We start from the raw sequence: 24019 nt of genomic DNA, 5'->3' as shown, positions 1-24019 counted from the left end.
GCCCCGGAGCCGGGGGCCTCCCCGGCTCCGGGGGCGGGCGATGACGGTGCCCGTGGGGGCCGGACCGCCCCGGCCTCCCCTGCGCGGAGGGTTCCCGACGAACCCGGCGCCGCGCCGTTGGTGCCCGCCTGAGCGGGTGGGCGCGGTGGGACCGTCCCCCTGCCGCGCCCACCCCGGTCGGACGGTGCGCCCGGGGTGGGCGGTGCCCAGCCAGGAGGTGCGCCGAGGCGGTCCGGGCGAACCCCGGCCGGGTCCGGACGAGGACGCCGAGCCGCCCCGGCCGGTGCCCTGTGGGGAGGATCGGAGCGCGAGGACCCCGGTGCGCCGTGGGTCGCCTACCCGGCGCCGGGTGGGCACCGCTGTCCTGCGGGTCCGGGCCGGACGTCGCCAGGGGCGTCCGCGGTCGGCCCGCCGGTGTGCGTCGCGAGGGCCGGCCCGGTTGACGAAGGCCGCGCGAAGCCTCGCCCAGTTGCCGCCGCCAGGGCCCGGCGGCGGTGGGCGGGGTGGGAGATCGTCACGGTCGGGTCGACCGACATACCGGGGGCCACGGCCACCGCTCTACGATCGCGGCCATGGCCGAGTTCATCTACACCATGAAAAAGGTGCGCAAGGCACACGGTGACAAGGTGATCCTTGACGACGTCACCATCATGTTCTACCCCGGCGCCAAGATCGGCGTCGTCGGCCCGAACGGGGCCGGAAAGTCGTCTGTGCTCAAGATCATGGCCGGACTCGACCAGCCGAACAACGGTGACGCGTTCCTGTCACCGGGCTATTCGGTCGGGATCCTGCAACAGGAACCGCCGCTCAACGAGGACAAGACGGTTCTCGGCAACGTCGAGGAGGGCGTTGGCGAGATCAAGACGAAGCTGAACCGCTTCAACGAGATCGCTGAGCAGCTCGCCACCGACTACACCGACGAGCTGATGGAGGAGATGGGCAGGCTCCAGGAGGAGCTGGACCACGCTGACGCCTGGGACCTCGACTCCCAGTTGGAGCAGGCGATGGACGCCCTCCGGTGTCCGCCGCCGGACGCCGACGTCAAGGTGCTCTCCGGCGGTGAGCGCCGCCGGGTCGCCCTGTGCAAGCTGTTGCTGAGCAAGCCCGACCTCCTGCTGCTCGACGAGCCCACCAACCACCTGGACGCCGAGAGCGTGCTGTGGCTGGAGCAGTTCCTCGCCAGCTACCCCGGCGCCGTGCTCGCCGTCACCCACGACCGGTACTTCCTCGACAACGTCGCCGGCTGGATCCTGGAGCTCGACCGGGGACGGGCGTTCGTCTACGAGGGCAACTACTCCACTTACCTGGAGAAGAAGTCCGAGCGGCTCGCGGTGCAGGGCAAGCGGGACGCCAAGCTGCACAAGCGCCTCCAGGACGAGCTGGCCTGGGTGCGGTCGAACGCCAAGGCCAGGCAGGCCAAGTCGAAGTCCCGCCTCCAGCGGTACGAGGAGATGGCGGCCGAGGCGGAACGCACCCGCAAGCTCGACTTCGAGGAGATCCAGATCCCGCCGGGCCCCCGCCTGGGCACGGTCGTCGTCGAGGTCGACAAGCTCCAGAAGGGTTTCGACGACAGGGTTCTGATCAACGACCTGTCCTTCAACCTGCCGAGGAACGGCATCGTCGGTGTCGTCGGCCCGAACGGTGTCGGCAAGACGACGTTGTTCAAGACGATCGTCGGGCTGGAGGAGCCGGACGCCGGTTCGGTGAGGGTGGGCGAGACCGTCAAACTCTCCTACGTCGACCAGGGCCGGGCCGGGATCGACCCCAAGAAGACCGTGTGGGAGGTGGTGTCCGACGGGCTCGACTACATGCACGTCGGCAACGTGGAGATGCCCTCCCGCGCCTACGTGAGCGCGTTCGGTTTCAAGGGGCCGGACCAGCAGAAGCCGGCGGGGGTGCTTTCCGGTGGGGAGCGGAACCGCCTCAACCTGGCCCTCACCCTGAAGCAGGGTGGGAACCTGATCCTGCTCGACGAGCCCACCAACGACCTGGACGTGGAAACCCTGTCGTCGTTGGAGAACGCCCTGGAACAGTTCCCCGGCTGCGCCGTCGTGATTTCCCACGATCGGTGGTTCCTGGACCGGGTGGCTACCCACATCCTTGCCTGGGAAGGTACGGATGAGAACCCAGCGCAGTGGTTCTGGTTCGAGGGCAACTTCGAGGGGTACGAGCAGAACAAGGTGGAGCGCCTCGGCGTCGAGGCGGCCCGCCCGCATCGGGTCACCCATCGCAAGCTGACGCGCGACTGATCGGAGACCGGATGACGGCGGCCTGGGGCGCCGCGCCAGCAGGCGACGAACGTGACTCACTCGTGCGTGCGGCACGGGAGTTGCGCTGGAGCGCGCCCGAGGTCGCCCTCGTCCTCGCCGACCGGGCGGCGGCGATGGGTGGGACGGCCCGGGACCTGACCTGGTCCCGGGCCCAGTCGGTGGCCTGTTATGCCCTGAGCCGGCTCGATCGCGAACCGGCGGCGGCCGAACGGGCCGTGCCGGCCCTGCGGCTGCTCGAACGGTGGTTCGCCGGTGCTACCGGGACCGCCCGGGCCGAGATGTCGGAGGAGATCGAGCTCCTCGCCGAGCTCCGGGTGCAGGTGGCCAGGAGCGCTCGTCGACTCGGGTCGCCGGCGGTCTCGGTGCCGCTCCTGCATCCGGTGCTCGCCGCCGGGGGCGTGGCGTCGGGTGCGCGGGCGGACGCCTTGCTCGAACTGGCATCGCTGTTACCAGGGGATACCGGGGAGTCGGAGTGGGCGCGGGTGCTCACCGAGGCGGAGGAGCTCTGCGACGGGGGCGAGGCGGACCGTGACGCCACCTGGTCGCGACGCGCGGCGGTGCGGGGAGCGTGGGCTCGACGCCAGCGGAGGGCGGGCGATCTGGACGCCGCGATCCTGTCGGCGCGGGACGGTCTCCGGCTGCTCGAGCAGCTCGACTCGCCGGCCCGCGACAGCGGGCGGGTTCGGGGGCGTCTCGTCGTGGAGCTGGTCAACGCGCTCCTGGACTCCGGCCAGCCCCGCATGGCCGTCGCGGTGTCCGAGGAGCTGCTGGCCGCGCCGGCGAGGTTGCCGGCCCTGTCCTCGCACGGCTGGTTGCGAATCCTGCTGGCCACCCGCGTTCGGCTGCCGGCTGGGGACGCCGAATGCGCTCGGGAGCTGTTGGTCTCCGTGGCCGAGGACGCCAGGCACCACCGCCTGGACCCGCTGTTGTCACAGGCCATGCGTGAGCTGTCCTTCGTGCACGAGAGGCTCGCCGAGACCACCGAGGCCCTGGACTGCCTGCGGGCGGCGCACGCGGCGGAGCGTCGGGCGCAGCGGGCGGTGCGGACCGCTCGCCTCCGGCTGGCCGACGAGTTCGCCGACTCGGGGAAGGGGGTGAACGCGGTCGGTGACCTGCTCGCCGTGCTGGGAGAGCACGAACGGCCCGGCGTCGCCCCCTCCGCCCGGGCCACGGGTCGCCGTCGACGGGAGCGGTTCCCGGAGCCGCCCTTCCTGGGCCGATTCCGGGCGGAGCGGGCCGGGGGCCAGGACCGGGAGGCGTGGGACGGCGACCGTGACGTCTCCGACACGGCCGGTTCTGGCGAAACCCCGTCTTCCGCTCACGGTCCGCAGGTGTCCGAGGACCGGCCTCCCGCACCGGCCGTCGGAGGGCTGGACGTGTCGGGTGCGGCGAGTGCCCTCCTGACCGCCGGCCGCGCCGCCAGCACGCACGAGCCGGAGACCGCTGCTGGTGGTGTTTCGTCGCCCCGGACGGACCAGCCGGACTACCTGGGCTCCGGTCCGTCGGCCGACCTTTGCCTGGGTGGGGGCGCGGGGTCGGTCGTGCCGGGGAGCGGAGGTCAACGCCGTGCCTCCACCCGCGCCGACGACCGCGCCGGGACGGATCGGACGGATCGGGGCGACGCGGCGGGCGGTGAGCTCGGCGCCCGTCCTCCCACGTGGTCCCCCGGCGCCGATCCCTGGGACCAGTGGGATCCGGGTGCCGGGGATCGGACGACAGCTCCGTCCCCGCCGCCGCGACCGCCGGCTGACGTGTCGGGCGGTGGCAGCTTCCTCGCGCTGAGCGGTGGGGCGGTCGAGGAGGCCCGGCGTGGCCTGCTGGGCAGCACCCTCGACCTGTTGCGGGGCATCGGTGCGGCGGGCCGGCAGGACAGCGAGGCGTCCCCCGCCACGCCCCCTGTCCCGGGTACCGGGGAGGCGGACCTGGCCGGGCCGCCCGGCCCCGGTGCCAGGACCGTGTCCGACGATCCGCCACCGGTGGTGGTGTCCGCACCCCCGGTGGGCGATTCCGCGGGGTTGCCCTTCGACCCGGCCGTCGACCCGTTCTCGGTTCCCGTGGAGGCGTGGGCGGGCGGCGACGTGGCGCACCCCGACAGGGTCTCCGCTCCTTCCCTCGGGGACGGGGCCACCCGTGCCGGGGACGGCACCGAGCCAACCCCGCCGATGTCGTCGGCCGACGGGCCGGGCAGCCCGCTCTGGGCCCCGACGTCCCGGCGGTTCCTGGGGGGCGGACGCGAGGACCACGACGAGCCGGCCGCGACTGGTCACCACCAGCAGCCGGCTGGTGTCGGCTCCGCGGCGTCCACGCCGGGACAGGGCAGCCCCACCTCACCCGCCGCCTCGGCCCCGCCCAGCTCGGGTGCCGGGGACAACGCACCGGCCCGGCCCTGGGCGGTCGGGCTGCCCGTCGAGACGGGACCGGTCACCGGCGAGGGACCAGCCACTGCCGAGGAGCCAGCCACCGCCGAGGGGCCAGCCGGCGGTCTCGACGCACCGGCAACGCGCTCCTCCGACCAGGCGCACGTCGCCGGTGCCGCTGCGGACGAGGCGTCGCGGACGCGGACCACCGGGCACCAGCCGGACCACGCGGCGAAGCCAGCCCGAGGAGGCGCCTTCACCGGGCCCGGCCTGTCGGCGTCGACGGTGCCGGCGGTGGTGTCCAGCACCTCGTCGACCGGCGGCGAGGACGAACCGCCGCCCAGCGGACAGCCGGACCGCCCGGCATCGGCCGACCACGGCACCGAGCTGGGGGGCCACCCGACCTCCGGTTCGGACCCGCTCGTGCCGGCGGCCGTGGCCGACCCCGGGCCGCACTCCCTCCCGCCGGACGGGGACGATCTCGGCGGGGCCAGTCTCGCCGAACTCCTCGCGGGGGCGATGGTCGCCTACGAGACCACCCGTCAGTCCCTGCGCCGGCGGATCGACCAGGAGCGCTCCCGGCAGCGGGCCCACCTGCGGGCGGTCCCCACCGATCCACCGGAGCACCCGGAGGCCCCCCAACCCTCCGTGGCCGACGCGGCCGACGCGGCCGGCGTGCCTGGGCGCGACCGCGCGGCGGTGGTCGTCGACGCCGACCACCCAACCCGGGGCCGGACTCCGCCAGCCGGGGACGACGTGGAGCCCCCGCCGAGCCCCGAGCCCGCCGCCAGCGCCTCGCCGGTCGTGCCGTCCCCGCCCCCCGCGCGGGACGACGGCGGGCTGGACATGAGGCAGCGGAGCGCCGGCAGGGGCGGATCTGCTGGCGCCGGGGGCGCCACGAGCACGGCGGGTGTCCTGGACGGCGACGACACCGCCGGGCTCAGGCGTGCGACGGCCGGACCGGGAGCGGAGCCGGATCCGCGTGCCGAGGTGGAACGCGGAGCAGCCCAGCCGGACGCCCTTCCCCCGGGCCGGCACACGGCGTCGCCTGGACAGCGGGTCGAGGACGACGCTGCCGCCCCCACGGGCGCGGCGAGCGCCAGCGGTGAACGAGAGCCACCGAGCGGAACCGGCGGCGAGGAGGATCTCCCCGGCGGTGACCTCTCCTGGTGGGCAGGCCGCCAGGAGAGGGCCGGGGGAGGTGGCGCCCTGGGCCCGGCGTGGCGCGTCGCGCCCCCACGACCCGGGATGTCGGATCCCGGGGTGGCGCGGGCCGAGGACCAGGACCACGCCGCGCCCGGCGGTTCGCGCGCCCCAACCCGTTCGGAGCACCCGCCCGCTCCCGGGGCGGGCCGAGAGGCGGCCCGGGCGGGCGTCGGGGAGGCGGCTCCCGTCGCGGCGGCCTGCGGCGCCGGACTGGTCGCGGATCCCGCCCTGACCTGGACGGTCGACCCGGAGGTGTTCGGCCCTCCGACACCGTCCCGTGCGGCTCGGCGCGCGCCGGCCCCTGGTGAGGAGGACCTCGGCGAGGAGCCGGTGGCCGGGGGCCGACGGCGGACTCGGGAGCGTAGCGAGGACAGCGCGGGGGAAGACCTGACACAGCCGGGAGGTGCCGGCGCTGACCGGCATCGCGCCGTGCCGGCGCTCCCCGAAGGCGGGACCGCCGCGCCAGGCGGGCCGACCCGGCGGCACGGCCGACCCGGCGAGCCCACCCACCCCGCTCCGCCGTCTGGAGCGGAGGAGGTGCCGGACGCCCAGCCCGGGAGCACCTCCGAGGTGGTGCGGGGGCGGCACCGCGGTCCTGGGGACGAGATCGTCCCGGACCGCGCCCGGCGGAGGGCGGCCCGCCACCACCGAGCGGATCCGGCGGGCCAGGACGATCCTCCCGCACCGGGGCGCGGTGGCCACTGGGCACCGGAGCCGTCGCGTTCCGGCGGATCGCACCGGGGGGCCACGGGTCCGCGTCACGGAGATCCGAACGGCTGGCGGGCGCCGACCGGTGGTTCCCCCGCCGGGGCGCCGGAGGCGGAGGAACCCCGGCCCAGACATCGCCGGTGGACGCTGCCGGCGGACTGAGGCTCCGGCCGCCCGCCGAGCGGGAGCGACGCGTCCCGTGTGCCGTCCTGGCCTGGGGTCCGGCCGGCGGAGCCGCCACCAGGACGTGGTCCACCCGGGCGCCCGCCGGCGCGGGGCGGTTCCGGGCCCGGGAGCCGCGCCGAGCCCTCGAGTGCGGTTCGAGCGGACCGGGCGAACGTGTGCTGGGTCTCGCTGGCCCGTCTCCGGCGGATCGCCGGCGGGCCCAGGCTCTAGCATCGTGGGCAGTTCCCGCAACGGATCGTCAGACCGCGGTGACCACCGTGCCGCCTGTCGTCCGCGTCCACCCGTCGGCCCGCCACCACCGGGGCCACGCATAGGGTGGAGACGGTCGCGGTACAACGGGGTACCGCACAGTGTGGAGTCGTTTGGTGATGAGCTCAACAGGAGCACAGTCTCAGGCCGCGGGTGACGCGGCGAGGAAGCCGACCGGAGTGGCGGACCGGTCGACCGGGTCGGACGTCAACCGCGAGGACCTGCTCAGCAAGGCCGCGTCGGCGGTGCCCGACGTCGAGGACCTGCTGCGCCTCTACTACCGGCACGTTCCCGGCGACGAGCTGGCCGACTACGACCCCGCCGGGTTGGCTGCCATCCTGCGCGCCCACCTCGACCTCGCCCGTTCGCGGGTGCCGGGCAGGCCCGCGCTGCGGTCGCTGACCCCTGACGACCGGCTGTCGGAGACCGTCAGCACCGCCATCCAGCTGGTCACCGACGACATGCCCTACCTCGTCGAGTCGGTGGTGTCCGGGCTGAACCGGCAACAGGTCCAGGTGCAACGCGTGGTGCACCCCATCGTCGTGGTGCGCCGCAACCTGGCCGGTGACCTGCTCGAGGTGCTGGCCGACGCCGATCCCACGTCTCCTCCGGCCGACGCGCTGGTCGAGTCCTGGATGTACCTGGAGATCGCCCAGCTCCGGGATGGCGAGGTGCTCGGGGAGGTCGAGCAACGGCTGTACGCGGTGCTCAACGACGTCCGCGAGGTGGTGGAGGACACCGACCGCATGACGGAGCGGGCCCACTCCCTCGCCGCCGAACTGCGGCGGACGCCGCCGCCGCTGGACCCGGACGAGGTCCGCCGGGGTGCCTCGCTGCTGGACTGGTTGGCCACCGGCCACTTCACCTTCCTCGGCTACCGGCACTACGAGCTGGTGCACGGCTCGGGCGACGGGGACGAACCCGCGCTCCGCGTCGTCCTCGGGTCCGGTCTTGGCGTGCTGCGGCGGGACAGCCTGGACGCCAAGCGGCTGGGGGCCGCCCCCGACGGTGGGGCGCACGCCCTCGCACCCACCCTGCTGGTGCTCACCCAGGGCAGCGAACCCTCTGCGGTGCACCGGGCGACCCATCCCTACTTCGTCGGCGTGAAGACCTTCGACGAGCAGGGCAACGTCAACGGTGAACACCGCTTCCTCGGGTTGTTCACCCCGGCCGCGCTGCACGCGGACGTGTTGGACATCCCGGTCGTCGCCGACAAGGCCAGGGAGGTCGTGCGGCGGGCCGGGTTCCCCCTGGAGTCGTACTCGGGCACCCGGATGCTGGAGGAGATCCAGAACTACCCGCGTGCCGAGCTGTTCTCCACCGAACCGGACACGCTGCTGGAGACCATCTCCGGCGTGCTGGCGATCGCCGAACGCCGCATGTTGCGGTTGTTCCTGCGCCGCGACCCCTACGGCCGTTTCTACTCCTGCCTGGTCTACCTGCCGCGCGACCGGTACACGACCACGAGCCGGCTGGCCATGCAGGAGGTGCTGCTGCGGGAACTGCGGGGCCACAAGCTGGAGTACAGCGCCCGTATCGGCGAGTCCCAGCTGGCCCGGGTCCACTTCATGGTGAGCACCACGCCCGGCGAGCCGGTCGAGGTCGACACCGCCGCGCTGCAACAGCGGCTGCTGGAGGTCTCCCGCACGTGGGAGGACCTCATGGTCGAGGAGGTGGTCCGCCGGGGGGACGACCCCGGACATCTCGCTGAGGACGGGACCACGGGCTCCGAGACCGCCCTGGAACGCGGCCGCCAGTACGCCTCGGCGTTCTCCGAGGCCTACAAGGAGGACTTCACCGCCGCCGAGGGGCTTGACGACCTGCACCGGTTGTTCCGCCTCGGCGGGCCGGGGGACCTGGACATCTCCTTCTACGCCCCCGCTGACGCGGCCCCGGGGGAGCGTCGTTTCAAGCTGTACATGGTGGGCGAGCGGGTCACGCTGTCCCAGGTGCTGCCGGTGCTCCAGCGGATGGGCGTCGAGGTCGTCGACGAGCGGCCCTACGAGGTCAACCGGCACGACGGCGTCCAGTGCTGGGTCTACGACTTCGGTCTCCGGCTGGACCCCCGCGCTCTCGCGGAGGGCGAGCGGGACCAGCTGGACGAGGTGCAGACCCGCTTCCAGGAGGCGTTCGTCGCCGCGTGGCGGGGCGACGTCGAGGTGGACGGGTTCAACGCGCTCGTGCTGCGGTGCGGTATCACCTGGCGGCACGCCGCGCTGCTCCGCGCCTACGCGAAGTACCTGCGGCAGGTGCGCACCCCCTACAGCCAGGACTACATCGAGGACACCCTGCTGGGCAACCCGATGCTGACCGGCGCGCTGGTGCGCCTGTTCGAGGCCCGGTTCGACCCCGAGGTCTCCGAGGAGGGGCGGGCCAAGCTCGTCGACGAGCAGACCGAGGAGATCACGGACCTGCTCGACGAGGTCGCGAGCCTGGACGTGGACCGCATCCTCCAGTCCTACCGCGCGCTGATCATGGCGACGTTGCGGACCAACTACTTCGTGCGGGACGCGGCGGGGCAACCGCTGCCGTACTTCGCCTTCAAGCTGGACCCGGCGGCGCTGCCGGACCTGCCCCAACCCCGGCCGGCCTTCGAGATCTTCGTCTACTCGCCGAGGGTGGAGGGGGTGCACCTGCGGTTCGGTTCGGTCGCCCGGGGAGGGCTGCGCTGGTCGGACCGCCGCGAGGACTTCCGCACCGAGATCCTGGGGCTGGTGAAGGCCCAGGCGGTGAAGAACGCCGTCATCGTGCCGGTGGGCGCGAAGGGCGGGTTCGTCGTGAAGCGGCCGCCGACCCGCACCGGGGACGCCGGGGTGGACCGGGAGGCGCTGCTCGCGGAGGGGATCGCCTGCTACCGCACGTTCATCTCGGGGATGCTCGACCTGACGGACAACCTGCGGGACGGCGAGGTCGTGCCGGCGCCCCAGGTCGTGCGGCACGACCCGGACGACACGTACCTGGTGGTGGCGGCGGACAAGGGCACCGCGTCGTTCTCCGACATCGCCAACGAGGTGGCGTTGTCCTACGGCTTCTGGCTGGGGGACGCCTTCGCGTCGGGCGGTTCGGCGGGGTACGACCACAAGGCCATGGGCATCACGGCCCGGGGTGGCTGGGAGAGCGTCAAACGGCACTTCCGCGAGCTCGGCGTCGACACCCAGCGGGACGAGTTCACCGTGGTCGGTGTCGGGGACATGTCCGGAGACGTCTTCGGCAACGGGATGCTGTTGTCCCCGCACATCCGCTTGGTGGCCGCCTTCGACCACCGGCACATCTTCGTCGACCCGAACCCCGCGGCGGCGAGCTCCTACGCCGAGCGGCGGAGGCTGTTCGAACTGGGGCGGTCGAGCTGGGACGACTACGACCGCAGCCTGATCAGCGCCGGAGGCGGGGTGTGGTCGCGGACCGTCAAGTCCATCCCGCTCAGCAGGCAGATGCGACGGGCGCTCGGTCTCGCGGAGACGGTGACGAAGCTGTCCCCGCCGGAACTGGTCCGGGCGATCCTGCTGGCACCGGTGGATCTGCTGTGGAACGGCGGTATCGGGACCTACGTGAAGGCGGCCGACGAGAGCCACGCCGACGTGGGGGACAAGGCCAACGACATCGTGCGGGTCGACGGCCGTGACCTGCGGGTCCGTGTGGTGGGTGAGGGCGGGAACCTCGGTCTCACCCAGCGGGGGCGCATCGAGTTCGCCCGGGCCGGCGGGAAGATCAACACGGATGCGTTGGACAACTCCGCCGGCGTCGACTGCTCCGACCACGAGGTCAACATCAAGGTCCTGCTCGACAGGCTCGTCGCCCGGGGCCTGCTCGACCGCGAGCAGCGCAACGAGCTGCTCGCCGAGATGACCGACGAGGTCGCCAGTCTGGTCCTGGCCGACAACTACCAGCAGAACCGGGTGCTGGGCGTGGCGCGTTCGCACGCGGCGCCGATGCTGTCCGTGCACGCCAGGCTGCTCCACCACCTGGAACAACGCCACGGGCTCGACCGGGAGTTGGAGGCCCTGCCGGACGCGGAGGAGATCAAGGCCAGGGAGAAGGCGCGGGAGGGGCTGTCCAGCCCCGAGCTGGCCACCGTTCTGGCGCACGTCAAGCTCGCCCTGAAGGACGAGCTGCTCGCCAGCGACCTCCCCGACCAGGAGATGTGCCTGCGCCGGTTGCCCGCCTACTTCCCCACGCCGCTGCGGGAGCGGTTCGACGCCGAGATCCTCCGGCACCCGCTGCGCCGGGAGATCGCGACCACCCTGCTGGTCAACGAGGTCCTCGACGGAGCGGGGCTCTCCTTCGCCTACCGGTTGCTGGAGGAGACCAGCGCCACGGCCACCGACGCCGTCCGCGCCTTCGCGGTGGTGAAGGAGGTCTTCGGCATGGAGTCCCTGTGGCGGTCGATCGACGAGCTGGACAACGTCGTTCCCTCGACCGTCACCGACGAGCTGACCCTGGAGACGCGTCGGCTGCTGGACCGGGCGGTCCGCTGGCTGTTGGCGAACCGTCCCCAGCCGTTGGCGGTCGGCGCCGAGGTCACCCGGTTCGCGTCCACCGTGGCCGAGTTGGGGCCGAAGGTCCCGGAACTGCTCCTGGGCAGCGAGCGGGAGGTGGTGTCGGGTCGGGCGGCCGAACTCGTCGACCAGGGCACCCCGCCCGAACTGGCCAGCAGGGTCGCCGCGCTGCTGAACACCTACTCGTTGCTGGACGTCGTGGAGGTGGCGGAACTCGCCGAACGCGACGGCGGGGTGGAGCGTGAGCGCAGCCCGCAGGAGGCCGCCGAGACCTACTTCGCGGTGTCGGCGCACCTGCGGATCGACGAGTTGCTGCACGCCGTCAGCGCGCTCGAGCGCGGGAACCGGTGGCACAGCCTCGCCAGGCTGGCGTTGCGGGACGACGTCTACTCCTCGCTCCGGCGGATCGCGCTGGACGTGCTGCGCAGCAGCGAGCCCGGCGACGCGGCCGCCGACAAGATCGCCCAGTGGGAGCAGGCGAACGCGTCCAGGCTGGCCAGGGCGCGGTCGACGCTGCGGGAGATCGACCGGTCCGGGCGCAACGACCTCGCCACCCTCTCGGTCGCGGCACGGCAGATCCGCAGCATGGTGCGGTGACGGGGGGAACGCTCCTCCCGTTAGGCTGCCGAGAAGTCGTACGGATGTGAACGAAAGGGCGCGCTGACTTGGCCGCGTACGTCACCGACATCGCACCTCGCTGGTCCGACATGGACTCCTTCGGGCACGTCAACAACGCCAAGATGGTGACGTTGCTGGAGGAGGCGAGGGTGGGGCTGCTGTTCGACCACCCCGCCGGGTCCGGCCTGGACGCACTCTCCAGGGGGGTGGTGATCGCGCACCTGGCGATCGACTACCACCTGCCCGTCGTGGTCACCGGGGCGCCGCTGCGGGTGGAGATCGCCGTGCGGGAGGTGCGCACGTCGTCGTTCACCCTGGACTACGCGCTCCGGCGTGGGCCCGCCGTGTCCGACCCGGTGGCGGCCTCGGCCCAGACGGTGCTGGTTCCCTTCGACGTCGACGCCGGACGGCCTCGACGGTTGAGCCCCGTGGAGGCGGAGTACCTGAGCAAGTGGGTGCCCGGCCCGGAGGGGCCGCGTTACGAGCCCCGGCGGCCGAGGGGCGCCGGGGCGGCAGCCGGCGGGTCGGGGGTCGGCGGTGCCTGAACTCCGACTGGCCGACGGCAGCGAACGTGACGATCTCGGGGCGTTCGTGGCCAGGGCCGTCCGGCTCGACCAGCAGTGCGCGATCCGGTTGCGGGCGAGGACCGCGGGACCGGGGGCCGAGGCCCCCGGGGTGGTGGACGCGTGGATGGCCACTCCCTTCGACACGCTGGTGACGAGGTCGGTGCGGGGAGCGGTGCACCCCACCGACCTCACCGTGCGCGGATCCGAGCTGTTGGCCTCGCTCGCCGTCGCCAGGGATGACGGCGTGGACCCCGGGGCGCCCCAGGACTTGTTGTGGCGGTCGGCCCTGCCGCCGACCGGCGGGTGGGCGCGCGTCGACGACCTGCCGGCCGGTGTGGTGTCCGACCTCGCCGATCGGGGGGTGGCGGTGGCCAGGGAGAACGCCGGCCCCAAGGGGAACCCCCCGGCCTCGCTGCTGGACCAGGTGGTGCTCACCGTCAGCGGTTCGGGCTTCGAGGTGAAGGTCCCGATGCGGTGCCTGTTCTCCCTGTCCGGGATGGGCTTCGTGGGTGGCTCCGACTCCGACGACCTCATCAGGGTCAGTGCCACGGACTCCTGGTTGCGGCTGGACGCCCGTTTCGGAGCGGTGGTGCGCCGGCGGCACGCGCTGCTGCCGTTGCTCCTCTGAACCGACGGCTCGACGGGCATCCCGGCCGGTCGCTCCCCCTGGGGAACCGGCCGGGCACGTCCGAGGTCAGTGCAGCCAGGCCGCCGCGTCCGGCGGGAGCTCCCCGTTGTCGTCGAGGGGGCTGCTGGACAGCAGCACCTCACCCGGCGGCAGCGGAACCGGGGCGTCGGAGGTGTTCAACGCGCAGATGACCCGTCCCTCGCTGCGGCGGAACGCGAAGCAGCGGTCGGGCGCCCCGTACCACTCGACCTTGTCGCCGGCGAATCCCGGGTGGGTCCGGCGGATCTCCATCGCCCTCCGGTACAGCGAGAGCATGGAGTCCGGGTCCTCCAGCTGGCGTTCCGCCGTGAGGCCCGCCCACTCCTCCGGCATCGGGAGCCAGCTCGTACCACCCGAGGAGAAGCCGAAGGCGGGCTGGTCGCCCTCCCACGGCATCGGGATGCGGCAGCCGTCCCGTCCCCGGTCCTTGCCGCCCGAACGCCGCCAGATCGGGTCCTGGAGGGCCCAGTCGGGCAGTTCGACGTTGGGCAGCCCGAGTTCCTCGCCGTAGTACAGGTAGATCGTGCCGGGCAGGGCGAGCTGGACGAGCGCCATGGCCCGCGCGCGCCGCACCCCGAGTTCGCCGCCGCCGTAGCGGGTGACGTGCCGGGGCACGTCGTGGTTGGACAGCGTCCAGGTGGGAGGAGCTCCCACCTCGGCGACCGCCGCGATCGAGTGTTCGATCGCGGAGCGGACCTCCCCGGCGTCGAAGGACGCCTCGACGAGCCGGAAGTTGAAGCCGAGGTGGAGTTCGTCGGGGCGGACGTACCGGGCGAAGCGGTGGTCCTCCTTCACCCAGATCTCCCCGACGGCGACCTTCCCGCTGTACTGGTCCAGCGTCTTGCGGACCATGCGGTGGATGTCGTGCACCCCGTCGTTGTCGAAGCGGGGATCCAGCCGGTTGTCGTGCAGCACCGCCGACCCCCGGTCTGCGTCCTCGGACATGTCCGGTAGGCCCGCCGGCTTGGCCATGCCGTGCGCCACGTCGATGCGGAAGCCGTCGACACCCCGGTCCAACCAGAACCGCAGCGTCGCCTCCAGGTCCAGCCAGACCTCCTGGTTGGCCCAGTTCAGGTCCGGCTGTTCCGGGGCGAACAGGTGGAGGTACCACTGGCCGTCGGGGACCCGGGTCCATGCCGGGCCGCCGAAGATGCTCGTCCAGTTGTTCGGGGGGAGCTCGCCGTCGGCGCCGAGTCCGTCGCGGAAGATGTAGCGGTCCCGGCGCGGGTCGCCCGGCGGCGCCGCCAACGCCTCCTGGAACCACACGTGCTGGTCACTGCTGTGGTTGGGCACCAGGTCGATGGTCACCTTGATGCCGGCGGCGTGAGCGTCCTCGATGAGGCGGTCGAAGGCCGTCAGGTCACCGAACTGGGGGTCGACGTCCCGGGGGTCCGCGACGTCGTAGCCGTGGTCGGCCATGGGGGAGCGGAAGAACGGCGTGAGCCACAGGGCGTCCACCCCGAGCAGTTCCAGGTAGCCCAGCCGTTGCCGGATGCCCTCGAGGTCTCCGACGCCGTCACCGTTCGAGTCGGCGAACGAACGGACGTACACCTGGTAGAAGACAGCGTTGCCCCACCAGTCGGGCCCGTCGATGGCCTCGCGCTGAATGTCGGCGGATCGTCGCACAAAGAGCCATATTGCCATCTCCGAGGCGCGGATTCTCCCATACGGGTGATCCATTTCGGGTGATCCACATCGTTACTGCGTACAGCACGTCCCGTTGCGCCGACCGCAGCAGTGGTGGCCGGTTCCCGTTGGGCCGACCGGCCCAGCGTCGCGGAGGTGAACCGATCAGGAAGACCGGTGGGTGGGCGGCCGAGCGGCGCGAAGACCCCCGGGGCCGTCACTCCCAGCTGTTCAACAGGCTGTGCGCGGCCATCTCCAGGTACTTCCAGAGCTGGTCACGATGCTCCTCGGACAGGTCGGCCTCGTCCACGGCCACCCGCATGCACCGCAGCCAGGCGTCCCGCTCGGCCGGCCCCACGTGGAAGGCGGCGTGCCGCATCCGCAGCCTCGGGTGGCCCCGGCGGTCCGAGTAGGTGTGCGGACCGCCCCAGTACTGCTCGAGGAACAGTCGCAGCCGCTCCTCCGCTGGGCCGAGGTCCTCCTCGGGGTACATCGGCCGCAGCAGGTCGTCCTTGGCGACCTCCTCGTAGAACCGGCCGACGATCGCGCGGAAGGTCGGCTCGCCGCCCACCGCCTGGTAGAAGTTCTCGGGTGCTCCCACGTTCTCCATCCTCACCCACGCGCCCCCTGGACCGGCCACCGCCCGTCAGGGCTGCTGCTGTTGCTGGTAGAAGGCACGGCCGGCCGGGTACGGCGCCGTGATGCCCTCCCGGTCGTAGACGTCCTTGATCCTGGCCCGCAGCGCGCGCTGCACGGCCCACTGGCGCCCTGGCCGCACCTTCACGGTCAGCCGGATGGTGATCGTGTCCGCCGTGATCTGGTCGACGCCCAGCATCTCCGGGGGCTCCAGCACGTCCGCCGAGAAGCTCGGTTCCTCGGCGGCCTCGGTGGCCGTGGCCAGCGCGAGCTCGATGGCCCTGTCCACCGGGACCGTGTGGGCGACGGGCAGGTCGACGACGGCCACGGAGAAGCCCTGGCTGAAGTTGCCCACTCGCAGGACCTCGCCGTTGCGCACGTACCAGACGGTGCCGTTGAGGTCCCGAAGAGTGGTCACCCGCAGGCCGACGGCCTCGACGGTGCCGATCGCGTCGCCGAGGTCGACCACGTCACCGACGCCGTACTGGTCCTCCAGCATCATGAACATGCCGGACAGGAAGTCCCGGACCAGGTTCTGCGCGCCGAAACCGATGGCGACGCCCACCACTCCCGCCGAGGCCAGGATCGGTGCCATCTGGATGCCGAGCTGGTCGAGCACCATCAACGCGGCCACCCCGTAGATCACGAAGCTGGCGACCGACTTGAGCACGGAGCCGATGGTCCTGGCGCGTTGTGCCCGGCGTTCCGACAGCAACGGCCCCAGGGCGTCCGGCGCCCGTTCCCGCAACGGCGCCAGCAGCGCCGGTACCCGGCCCTCGCCGCCGCCCCGGGTGGCACGCGAGATCATCCGGTGCACCAGCCAGCGCAGCACGAACGCGGCGATCACGATGAGGGCGATCGTGATGCCGTTGACCACGAGGGGGGACAGTTCGGCGACCGTCGCGTTGCCGGTCACCTCGAAGACGCGATCACAGATGGATCCGTCCTCGTCCACGCACGCGGGCTCCGGCTCGGGGGAAACGGTGGACACGTCGGCCATGCTATCCACCCCCGCTGGTGCGCCCGGTGTTGTTTTCGTTACCCCGGTGTGACCTGACGGGTGGCGTCGTCGCGCGGGGCACGCGGGGTGGGGCGGGTGCGAGGTCACAGGGTGGCCGAATGGCAGGCTGCGGGGACACCGCGGGCGAACGACGAGGTCACGGAAGGGCGGAGGGTCATGGACCTGTTGCTGTTGTCGAACTCCACCAACCACGGGCGGAGCTTCCTCGAACACGCGGGGGACGAGGTGCGGGACTTCCTCGCCGGGGTGGGCCGCCTCGTGTTCGTCCCCTACGCGCTGGCCGACCACGACGGGTACACCGAGAAGGTCCGCACGGCGTTGGGGGACGTCGTGGAGGTGGTCGGGGCGCACGAACGGCAGGAACCCCGGGAGGCGCTGGCAGGGGCGCAGGCGGTGTTCGTGGGGGGCGGCAACTCGTTCCGCCTCCTGACGAGCCTCCACACCCGTGGTCTGCTCGACCCGCTGCGGGAGGAGGTGCGCTCCGGGCGGCTGCGCTACATGGGGGCCAGCGCCGGCACGAACATGGCCTGCCCCTCGCTGCGGACCACCAACGACATGCCGATCGTCCAGCCGCCCTCGTTCGAGACCCTGGGGCTGGTGCCCTTCCAGATCAACCCGCACTTCCTGGACGCCAGTCCCGACAGCACGCACATGGGGGAGACCAGGGAACAACGGATCGCCGAGTTCCACGAGGAGAACGACGTGCCCGTGCTCGGCCTCCGCGAGGGTGCGTGGGCCCGGGTGTCCGGGACGACCGCCACCCTCGGCGGTGAGACCGGAGCGGTCCTGATGGAGCGGGGTCGGCCGGCCCGCGAACTCGTTCCCGGCAGCGACCTGGGGTTCCTCCTGGACGCCAACCCCCGGTTCGACGAGCCCACCAGTTGACGCGACATCGGGACGCGGGAGGGCGGGGTTGGGCACACCCACCCCGCCCCCGGCGCGCGCCAGGTCAGCCCGCGGTCTGCAGGTGGGTCATCGACCCGTACAGCTCGACGAGGCGGTCGAACTCGGCCGCGTCGTGGAACGAGCAGGTGCCGCGCCCGAAGCGCTTGGCCACCTCCACGCAGAACCGCACCGCCTGCTCCACCGCGCGCGGGTCCGTGGCCCCGGTCGCGGAGCCGGCCACCGCCGTCTCGGTGGTCAGCGCGACGCCCACCACGGGCGCCGAGGTCGCCGTGGCGGGCTGGAGGATCGAGTTCACGTGGTACACGCCGTTGCCGTAGGGCGTGATGTCCTGGGTGGTCAGCGGGAGGACGGCCGGGAGCCGACCGGTGACCTGCTCGACGATGCCCAGCAGGTCCTCGCTGGTGCGCAGGATCCAGCCCTGCCGGACGGTCGGGGAGATCGCGAACCCGTGGTGGTTGAGCACCCGGTTGCCCTTGGTGGTGTCCACCGACAGCACCGCGTCGGCGTCGGCGCTGACCTCGTGCTCGTTCATCTGGCCCATGTCCACCGGCGAGCCCATGAACGGAACCGGGTCGTGCGGCATCGTGGGGGCGTCAGGGCAGACGTGGGTGGAGATGACCACGTCCCCGGCGAGCACGTCACCCCGGGAGCGCATGGCGGCGAGCTTCGCGGCCGTCGCCAACGCCGTCAGCGCGCCGTCCCCGTCGGAGACGAAACCGATCTGCTCAGGCCGGGCGCCGAGCCCGCCGAGCCGTCCGATCACCCCCAACGTCGGTGCCGTGCCCCCGGCGAGACGGCCCTCCGAACCGGGAACGACGCACCGCAGGAAGTCGGTGCGCCCGGACTCGCCGGTCACCCTGGTGACCTCCACCCGGTCAGCCCCGTGGGACCGGAGCCAGTCGGCGGCGGCCTCCCCGTCCACCCCCGGGTCGTCGAGCAGGTCGTAGGCGTCCATCACGTGTCGCAGGCTCATGCCTGGTCTCCTTCCTCGTAGCGTTCCCGCCCTCCCAGGGCGAGCGCGGCGACCGCGCCGCCGGCCAGCACCGCGTCGACCACGGGCACTCCCAGCTGGGACCGCACCCACGGCGCGAGGCGGATCGTGGTGAGCCCGGTGCAGGCGAACAGCAGCACCTCGGCGCCGGCCGCGACCAGGTCGGTGGCCGCGGCGCGGGCGGCGGCGGCGCCCTGGTCGGTGAGCAGGTCCGTCGTCCGGGCCACCCCCTCGGGTCTGCGGGCGGCCACCAGGCGCGCGCCGAGGACGTCACCGACCGAACGGGGGACCTCGTCGGTGATGCCGAGGACGCCCACCCGGTGGCCGGTGGCGAGCGCGGCCGCCGCCGCGGCCGAACCCGCGCCGACGACCGGGACCCCCACCGAGGCCCGGGCCTCGCGCAGCCCGGGGTCGGCGGCGCAGCTGATCAGCACCGCGCCGCAGCCGGCGCCGGCCAGCGCCCGTGCCGTGTCGACGATCTTGGGGACGGCCAGGGCGTGGCTGGCCTCGTCGTGCACCCCGTGGGGCTGGTCCGGGATGCACGCAGACCGGGTCGGCACGTTCCACGCGCGTTCCACCGCCCTGCCGTGCGCGGCGACGAGGTCGGCGTTGGTCGAGCTGACCACGCGGACGACGCCCACCGGGACCCTGCCGTCCTGGTCGAGGGCGGTCATGCGATCACCTCCGCTGCCAGCCGGGCCACCACCGAGCGGGCCAGCGCCGCCGGCCGGCCGCTCGCGCGGGTCGCCAGCCTGCGCATCCGTTCCGAGTAACCCATGCAGTCGAGGACGATCCAGTCGGCGCCCCGGTCCGCGAGGTCGGCGGCTGCCCTGGCCACCCCCTGCTCGGCCAGGGCAGCAGGCTCCGCGTAGGGGGTCGCCGCCTCGACGAGCACCCGCTCCGCCGCTCCCCGCCACGTGCCGGCCGCCGTCTCCCGCTGGCCCGGCAACGGGCACACCACGCCGAGCGTGGCCGCGCCGGCGGCGCTGACCAGGCCCCGCACCCCGTGCACGACCAGGGGTTGCGCGCTGATCAACGGACGCCGGTGGGGGATGTCGACGAGGTGGCCGGTGCACACGAGCAGGGTCGCCGTGACCCCGGCCTCCTCAACCCAGGCCACCGCGGCCCGCAGGTGCGGTGCGACCAAGGCCCCGTCGAGCGCGACGCCCTCGCCGTCGGCGAGGCGGGTCGCCAGCCGCTCGACGGTCGTCTCGCGGGGGGCGAGGGCCGCGATCTCCGCCCGGCCCAGGTCGTCGAGCGCGCCGCGCTCGACGACCTCCACCCGGCCCAGCCAGGGCCGCAGCTCCGGCACCAGGTCGACGCGGGGTGACTGGCCGATGGTGACCACGCCGAGCCGGGGGAGATCGGCGGTCACGACAGGCCGCCAGCCATCGCCAGCAACCGGTCCAGCACCGCCGCGTCGGCGCGCACCCCGTCGTGGGCGTAGTCGTTGGTGATCCACGGCCGCAGGCCACGGACCGCCGACGCGGTCGCCAACGAGTGTTCCCTGGCCACGAACATGTCGTCGTAGTACACGGCCGCGAACGCGGGCACCTCGTTGGCGGCCAACCGGGCCGGGTCGTACAGCGCGGGCCAGTCCGTGCGGGAGGCCAGCAGCTCGGCCGTCTCCCGCAGCGGCGTCAACGCGGGCACCTCCGCGAAGTGCAGCGGGTAGACCATCTCCCCGGTGAACAGGAAGTCCTCCGCGTCCACCGCGAACTCCGGTCGACGCTGGTACTCGCGTTCCGCCGCCCACGACGAGGCGGTTCCCTGGTTGTAGATCGGTTCGTGCAGGAGCGCGTACAGCGGGTTCGCCGCGAAGGACAACGCGGCGCCCAGCTCGGCCAGGAAGGCGTCGCCGAGCCGGTCCCGACCCGGTGAGCCGGCGAAGGCCTGCTCCAGCAGGAAGTGCAGGGAGTCGAACCCCGACCTCGTCCCGAGCTGGATCCCCACCGTCTGGAACCGCCGCGGGGTCAGGACCTCCCCGGTCGGGAGCAGGGTGTCCCCGGCGGAGAGGACGTCGACGATCCGGCGGGCCAGTTCCCGGTCGCCGGGGTGCCGGGCGAAGTAGAGCTCGTTCTGCTCGACGGTCCGGTGGTAGGTGAGCCGGTACACGTCGTCGGCCGTCCCGGCCAGCGGGGGCAGCCCGCCGGTGACGAAGGCCTCCCGCAGCCCCTCGGGTGCGGAGGACAGGTAGCTCAGGGTGACGAACCCGCCGAAGCTCTGGCCGAGCACGCTCCACGGTTCGTCACCCCCGAGGTGCCGGCGCAGCACCTCGGCGTCGCCGACGATCGAGTCTGCCCGGAACAGGGACAGGTAGTCCGCCTGGGCCTGGGGTCCGCCCACCTCCGCCAGGGTCTGCCGGTTGGCGGGGGTGGACAGCCCGGTGCCCCGCTGGTCGAGGAGCACCACCCGGTAGTCGCGCAGTGCCCTGCCGAGCCAGGTGCTCGGGGCGGTGGGCCGCTGGGCCCGGTTGCCGGGACCCCCCTGGAGCCACAGCAGCCTGGGCAGGTTCCTCCCGGCGTTCGCCGAGGAGACGACCTCCCTGGCGAACACCTCGATCGACCCCCGCCCGGGGTCCCGGTGGTCGAGGGGGGACTCGACCACGTGCTCGGTGATGACCATGCCGGCTTGGCGGTACTCGTTCACACGCATGCTCAGTACCCTGACACGCCCAGCTCGCGGCAGATCTCCACCAACTCGGGGTGCACGTAACGTCCGTCGACCTCGATGGCCTCCCCGTCGAGGTAGATGGTGGGGTTGAGCAGGCTGCCGTCAGTGTGGGCGGCCGCCACCCAGGGCTCGCCACCGATCCACGCGCCCTTCGTGCCCAGCCCCAGCTCGACGCAGCCGAACACGCGCTCGTCCTCGACGATGCGGCCGGTCGGGCGCAGCACCCCGGGGTTGAAGCCCAGCGACCAGTGGGCGATCCGGAACATGTTCGGGTCGTCCAGGCCCTCCATCCACCGGCGGAACACCGTGGCGTCGGCGTCGCCCTCGATGCCGGTCACGACACCGTCCTTGACGGGCATCCGCACCGGGGTGCGGAGCAGGCCCAGCTCGTCGGGCGGCCACACGGCGCCGTCGAAGACGAGGACTCCCTGCTGCGTCTCCTCCAGCGGGTTCCAGGAGATCTGCCCGGCCAACATGATGGTCTCGCCGGGGCGCTCGGCCGGCTTGCCCCGCAGGTTGATCGGGCGCCCGCCGTTGCGGGCGGTCAGGTCGGTACCGGCCGGGGTGGTGATCCGCACCTCGTCGGCCTGCTCCAGCAGGCGCACCAGCGCCCGGCCCAGGCGCATGGTGCCGGCGAAGTCGACGCGGCCCACGGTGTCGACCAGCATCGCCACGTCCATGCCGGTGAGGTTGACGTAGCGGGGCTTGCCGGTCTCCATCGCGTGCCGGAAGGCGTTGCTGTGCATCAGGTAGCCGACCGCGTACTCGATCCACACGTCCGCCGAGGCGATGGCACCGGCCACCGGCGACGGCGGTTCCATCGCCGAACTCGGGTTCGTCGGGTACCGCACCACCACGGGGCTGGCGCCCGCGGCCTGCACGGCCTGCGCCGTCAGTTCGGCGACCCGGTCATCACCGGCGGTGTCCACGGTGATGACCACGGACTCACCGGGCTTGACCAGCATGATCTCCTCGACGAGCTTGCGCGCTCCCAGCGCGGCCTCGTAGCTGAGATACCCGCTCCGGGACTCCACCCGGTTGACGACCTCCACGGTGAGCTCCTCTCAGTGCACGCCCTGCCGGCGTGCTCGGTGTCGTGTTCTGGAACAACCCGGGGGCCGGGAACCGGCCCCCGGGACGGATCAGGACCGCAGGACCTGCGCGGTGGCGGCCACCGAGTCCCCGGCGATCAGGCCGGCGCCGACGAGGGACAGTTCCTGGTCGGCGGCCGCGCCGCGCACCCGGCGGTAGATCACCCGTCCGAGCAAGGCGGCGAAGACCAGCCAGCACGCGTTGACGCTGCCGACCAGCAGGCCGGTGGCGAGCAGGACGCCCATCTGCCGGCGGGAGCCGCCGATGAGCTGGATCAGCGCGCCCGGCACCGCCCAGATCAGCATGTTCGTCAGCACGCCGTCCGCGCCGAGACCGGCCTTGATGGTGTCGGCGTAGACCGTGGCGACCGGCGGGATGCTCCCGCCTTCGAGGAAGGACCGCCACAGCAGCGCGACCATGCCCAGCGCGACGAGGCAGCCGATGGCCGAGGCGAGGTACTGCTGGCGGCGGCCCGCCAGCTCGAAGGCGGTGTTCTGCTCCTCGCGGCGGAGCATCCACCCGGCCTTGAGGTCGTAGCCCATGTCGGCGAACGCCGGTCCGGTGGTGGCCGTGTAGGCGGTCAGCAGCACCAGGGGCACGGTGGGAATCCCCACGAGGAGGCCGAAGACCAGGAAGATCAACGTGACGGCGAAGGCGGGGAACCACCCGGCGTGCATGGCGGCCAGGCCCACGATGATCTCGTGGACCAGGGCGGCGAAGCCGGCGAAGAGGACCCAGCCGATGAGCGCCATCGGGCTCATGTCCGCCCACAGCCCCGAGAGCACGGCCAGCAGCACCGCGCCCAGCACGAAGAGCACGAAGCCCTCCCCGAAGGCCCGGCGCAGGCGGGCCGGGTCCACCGTGGGACGGCCGGGCTCGACCTCCTCGACGGCCGGCTGGCCGGCCTTGGACGCGGTGGCCGCTGCCCGGGCTGCCGCCTTGGCGGAACGACGTCCCACCAACAGGTGGATCGCCTGCCCGAGGGCGACCAGACCGGCGCCGATCATGACGCCGTGCGGGATGTAGAGCGCGGTCAGGTCGACGTCGAACAGGCCGGGTCCGTACTGGTTGACGAACAGCCCGACACCGAACATCAGCAGCGCCCACATGTTCCCGATGAGGGCGACACCGGCGGCGGACATCGCCAGCCCCGCGAAGGCGCCGACGACACCGACCACGGCGCCACCGGCGAGGATCAGCGCCCGCCGGCCGCCCCGGTCGCCGGCGAGGATGGTCTCGGCGGCGGCGACGCCGGGCGGCCAGGTGCCGGTGGCGGGGAGGAAGGCGCTGTCGAACGCCCGGTAGAGCACCCAGATGTCGATCATCAGCCCGGCGGCGCTACCGATCAGCATCGGCCACACCAGGTCGGGACGCCCGAAGGCGAAGGGGATGGCGATCGGGGTGAGCAGTGCGTTCGCGGCGGCGAAGGTGGCGGCGGAGATCGCGCTCTGCGTCAGGTTCTGCCGGTGGATGCTCCGCATCTTGCTGAGCCCCAGGATCGACACCCGGCCCAGCAGCATGGCGAGCAGCGCGCCGATGACCGAGGTGTTCGCCGAGATGCCCAGCGTGGTGATGAGGTGCAGGCCGATCAGCGCCCCGAAGGCGCTGAGCGCGACGATCAGCACGAACGTCAGCGGCTCGAACACCGTGGGGTGGTGGAGCGGACGAGCCGGGGTGGACCGAGTCCGAGACATACCGGCTTCCTTTCTGGGACGAGCCGCCGCGACGGGCACTGCTCGGGTGGGGATCAG

Annotated in this window: 15 protein-coding genes; 6 read left to right on the top strand and 9 right to left on the bottom strand. The window is 72.8% G+C overall.

Annotated features, from left to right (window positions below; all coding sequences use genetic code 11):
* Positions 1-572: 572 nt before the first annotated feature.
* The 5 genes from ettA (at position 573) to ACTIDRAF_RS0215300 (ending at position 13284) form a co-directional block, all read left to right on the top strand.
* Complete coding sequence (gene ettA, locus ACTIDRAF_RS0215320) at positions 573-2249, top strand: energy-dependent translational throttle protein EttA (protein WP_016699608.1); 1677 nt, start codon at positions 573-575, stop codon at positions 2247-2249.
* Positions 2250-2260: 11 nt separating this feature from the next.
* A complete protein-coding gene (locus ACTIDRAF_RS0215315; RefSeq protein WP_157163054.1) occupies positions 2261-6703 on the top strand; it encodes a hypothetical protein in 4443 nt (1480 codons plus the stop codon).
* Positions 6704-7095: 392 nt separating this feature from the next.
* The gene (locus ACTIDRAF_RS0215310) at positions 7096-12069 is read left to right on the top strand and encodes an NAD-glutamate dehydrogenase (protein ID WP_026066145.1); all 4974 of its coding nucleotides are present in this window, start codon (positions 7096-7098) and stop codon (positions 12067-12069) included.
* A 68-nt stretch (positions 12070-12137) separates the two neighbouring features.
* Positions 12138-12635 (top strand): acyl-CoA thioesterase, encoded by a 498-nt coding sequence (locus tag ACTIDRAF_RS0215305; protein WP_016699605.1) that lies wholly within the window; start codon positions 12138-12140, stop codon positions 12633-12635.
* Complete coding sequence (locus ACTIDRAF_RS0215300; RefSeq protein ID WP_016699604.1) at positions 12628-13284, top strand: DUF8185 domain-containing protein; 657 nt, start codon at positions 12628-12630, stop codon at positions 13282-13284. The genes ACTIDRAF_RS0215305 and ACTIDRAF_RS0215300 overlap by 8 nt, the downstream gene beginning before the upstream one ends.
* Before the next feature lie 66 nt (positions 13285-13350).
* Here the strand turns inward: ACTIDRAF_RS0215300 and ACTIDRAF_RS0215295 are convergent, their stop codons facing one another.
* From ACTIDRAF_RS0215295 to ACTIDRAF_RS0215285, 3 genes are all read right to left on the bottom strand, one after another.
* A complete protein-coding gene (locus ACTIDRAF_RS0215295) occupies positions 13351-14949 on the bottom strand; it encodes a glycoside hydrolase family 13 protein (RefSeq protein ID WP_016699603.1) in 1599 nt (532 codons plus the stop codon).
* A gap of 217 nt (positions 14950-15166) precedes the next feature.
* A complete protein-coding gene (locus ACTIDRAF_RS0215290) occupies positions 15167-15559 on the bottom strand; it encodes a globin (protein WP_016699602.1) in 393 nt (130 codons plus the stop codon).
* Positions 15560-15595: 36 nt separating this feature from the next.
* Positions 15596-16585 carry a mechanosensitive ion channel family protein gene (locus ACTIDRAF_RS0215285; protein WP_016699601.1) on the bottom strand — a complete coding sequence of 330 codons (990 nt, stop codon included), beginning with the start codon at positions 16583-16585 and terminating at the stop codon, positions 15596-15598.
* 177 nt (positions 16586-16762) lie between these two features.
* On the opposite strand from ACTIDRAF_RS0215285, the gene pepE reads away from it, so the two are divergent.
* Entirely contained in the window at positions 16763-17491 is a 729-nt protein-coding gene (gene pepE, locus ACTIDRAF_RS0215280; RefSeq protein WP_016699600.1) for a dipeptidase PepE, read from the top strand.
* Positions 17492-17555: 64 nt separating this feature from the next.
* Here the strand turns inward: pepE and ACTIDRAF_RS0215275 are convergent, their stop codons facing one another.
* The 6 genes from ACTIDRAF_RS0215275 to ACTIDRAF_RS0215250 form a co-directional block, all read right to left on the bottom strand.
* On the bottom strand, positions 17556-18485 hold the full coding sequence (locus tag ACTIDRAF_RS0215275) for a DUF1177 domain-containing protein (protein WP_016699599.1): 930 nt from the start codon (positions 18483-18485) through the stop codon (positions 17556-17558).
* Complete coding sequence (locus tag ACTIDRAF_RS0215270) at positions 18482-19177, bottom strand: aspartate/glutamate racemase family protein (protein WP_016699598.1); 696 nt, start codon at positions 19175-19177, stop codon at positions 18482-18484. Before ACTIDRAF_RS0215270 ends, ACTIDRAF_RS0215275 begins: the two co-directional genes overlap by 4 nt.
* A complete protein-coding gene (locus tag ACTIDRAF_RS0215265) occupies positions 19174-19878 on the bottom strand; it encodes an AroM family protein (protein ID WP_016699597.1) in 705 nt (234 codons plus the stop codon). Before ACTIDRAF_RS0215265 ends, ACTIDRAF_RS0215270 begins: the two co-directional genes overlap by 4 nt.
* Positions 19875-21158, bottom strand: a complete 1284-nt coding sequence (locus tag ACTIDRAF_RS0215260) for an alpha/beta fold hydrolase (RefSeq protein ID WP_026066143.1) — start codon at positions 21156-21158, stop codon at positions 19875-19877. The genes ACTIDRAF_RS0215265 and ACTIDRAF_RS0215260 overlap by 4 nt, the downstream gene beginning before the upstream one ends.
* A gap of 2 nt (positions 21159-21160) precedes the next feature.
* The gene (locus tag ACTIDRAF_RS0215255) at positions 21161-22228 is read right to left on the bottom strand and encodes a 2,5-dihydroxypyridine 5,6-dioxygenase NicX family protein (protein WP_016699595.1); all 1068 of its coding nucleotides are present in this window, start codon (positions 22226-22228) and stop codon (positions 21161-21163) included.
* 90 nt (positions 22229-22318) lie between these two features.
* Positions 22319-23962: an OPT/YSL family transporter gene (locus ACTIDRAF_RS0215250; protein ID WP_016699594.1), complete on the bottom strand. Its 1644-nt coding sequence runs from the start codon at positions 23960-23962 to the stop codon at positions 22319-22321.
* Between the last annotated feature and the right edge of the window lie 57 nt (positions 23963-24019).

Origin of the sequence: Actinoalloteichus spitiensis RMV-1378 (assembly GCF_000239155.1) — a bacterium.
Lineage (GTDB): Bacteria > Actinomycetota > Actinomycetes > Mycobacteriales > Pseudonocardiaceae > Actinoalloteichus_B > Actinoalloteichus_B spitiensis.
Note: the sequence above shows the minus strand (reverse complement) of the source record. Positions and strands in the feature narration are given on the sequence as shown.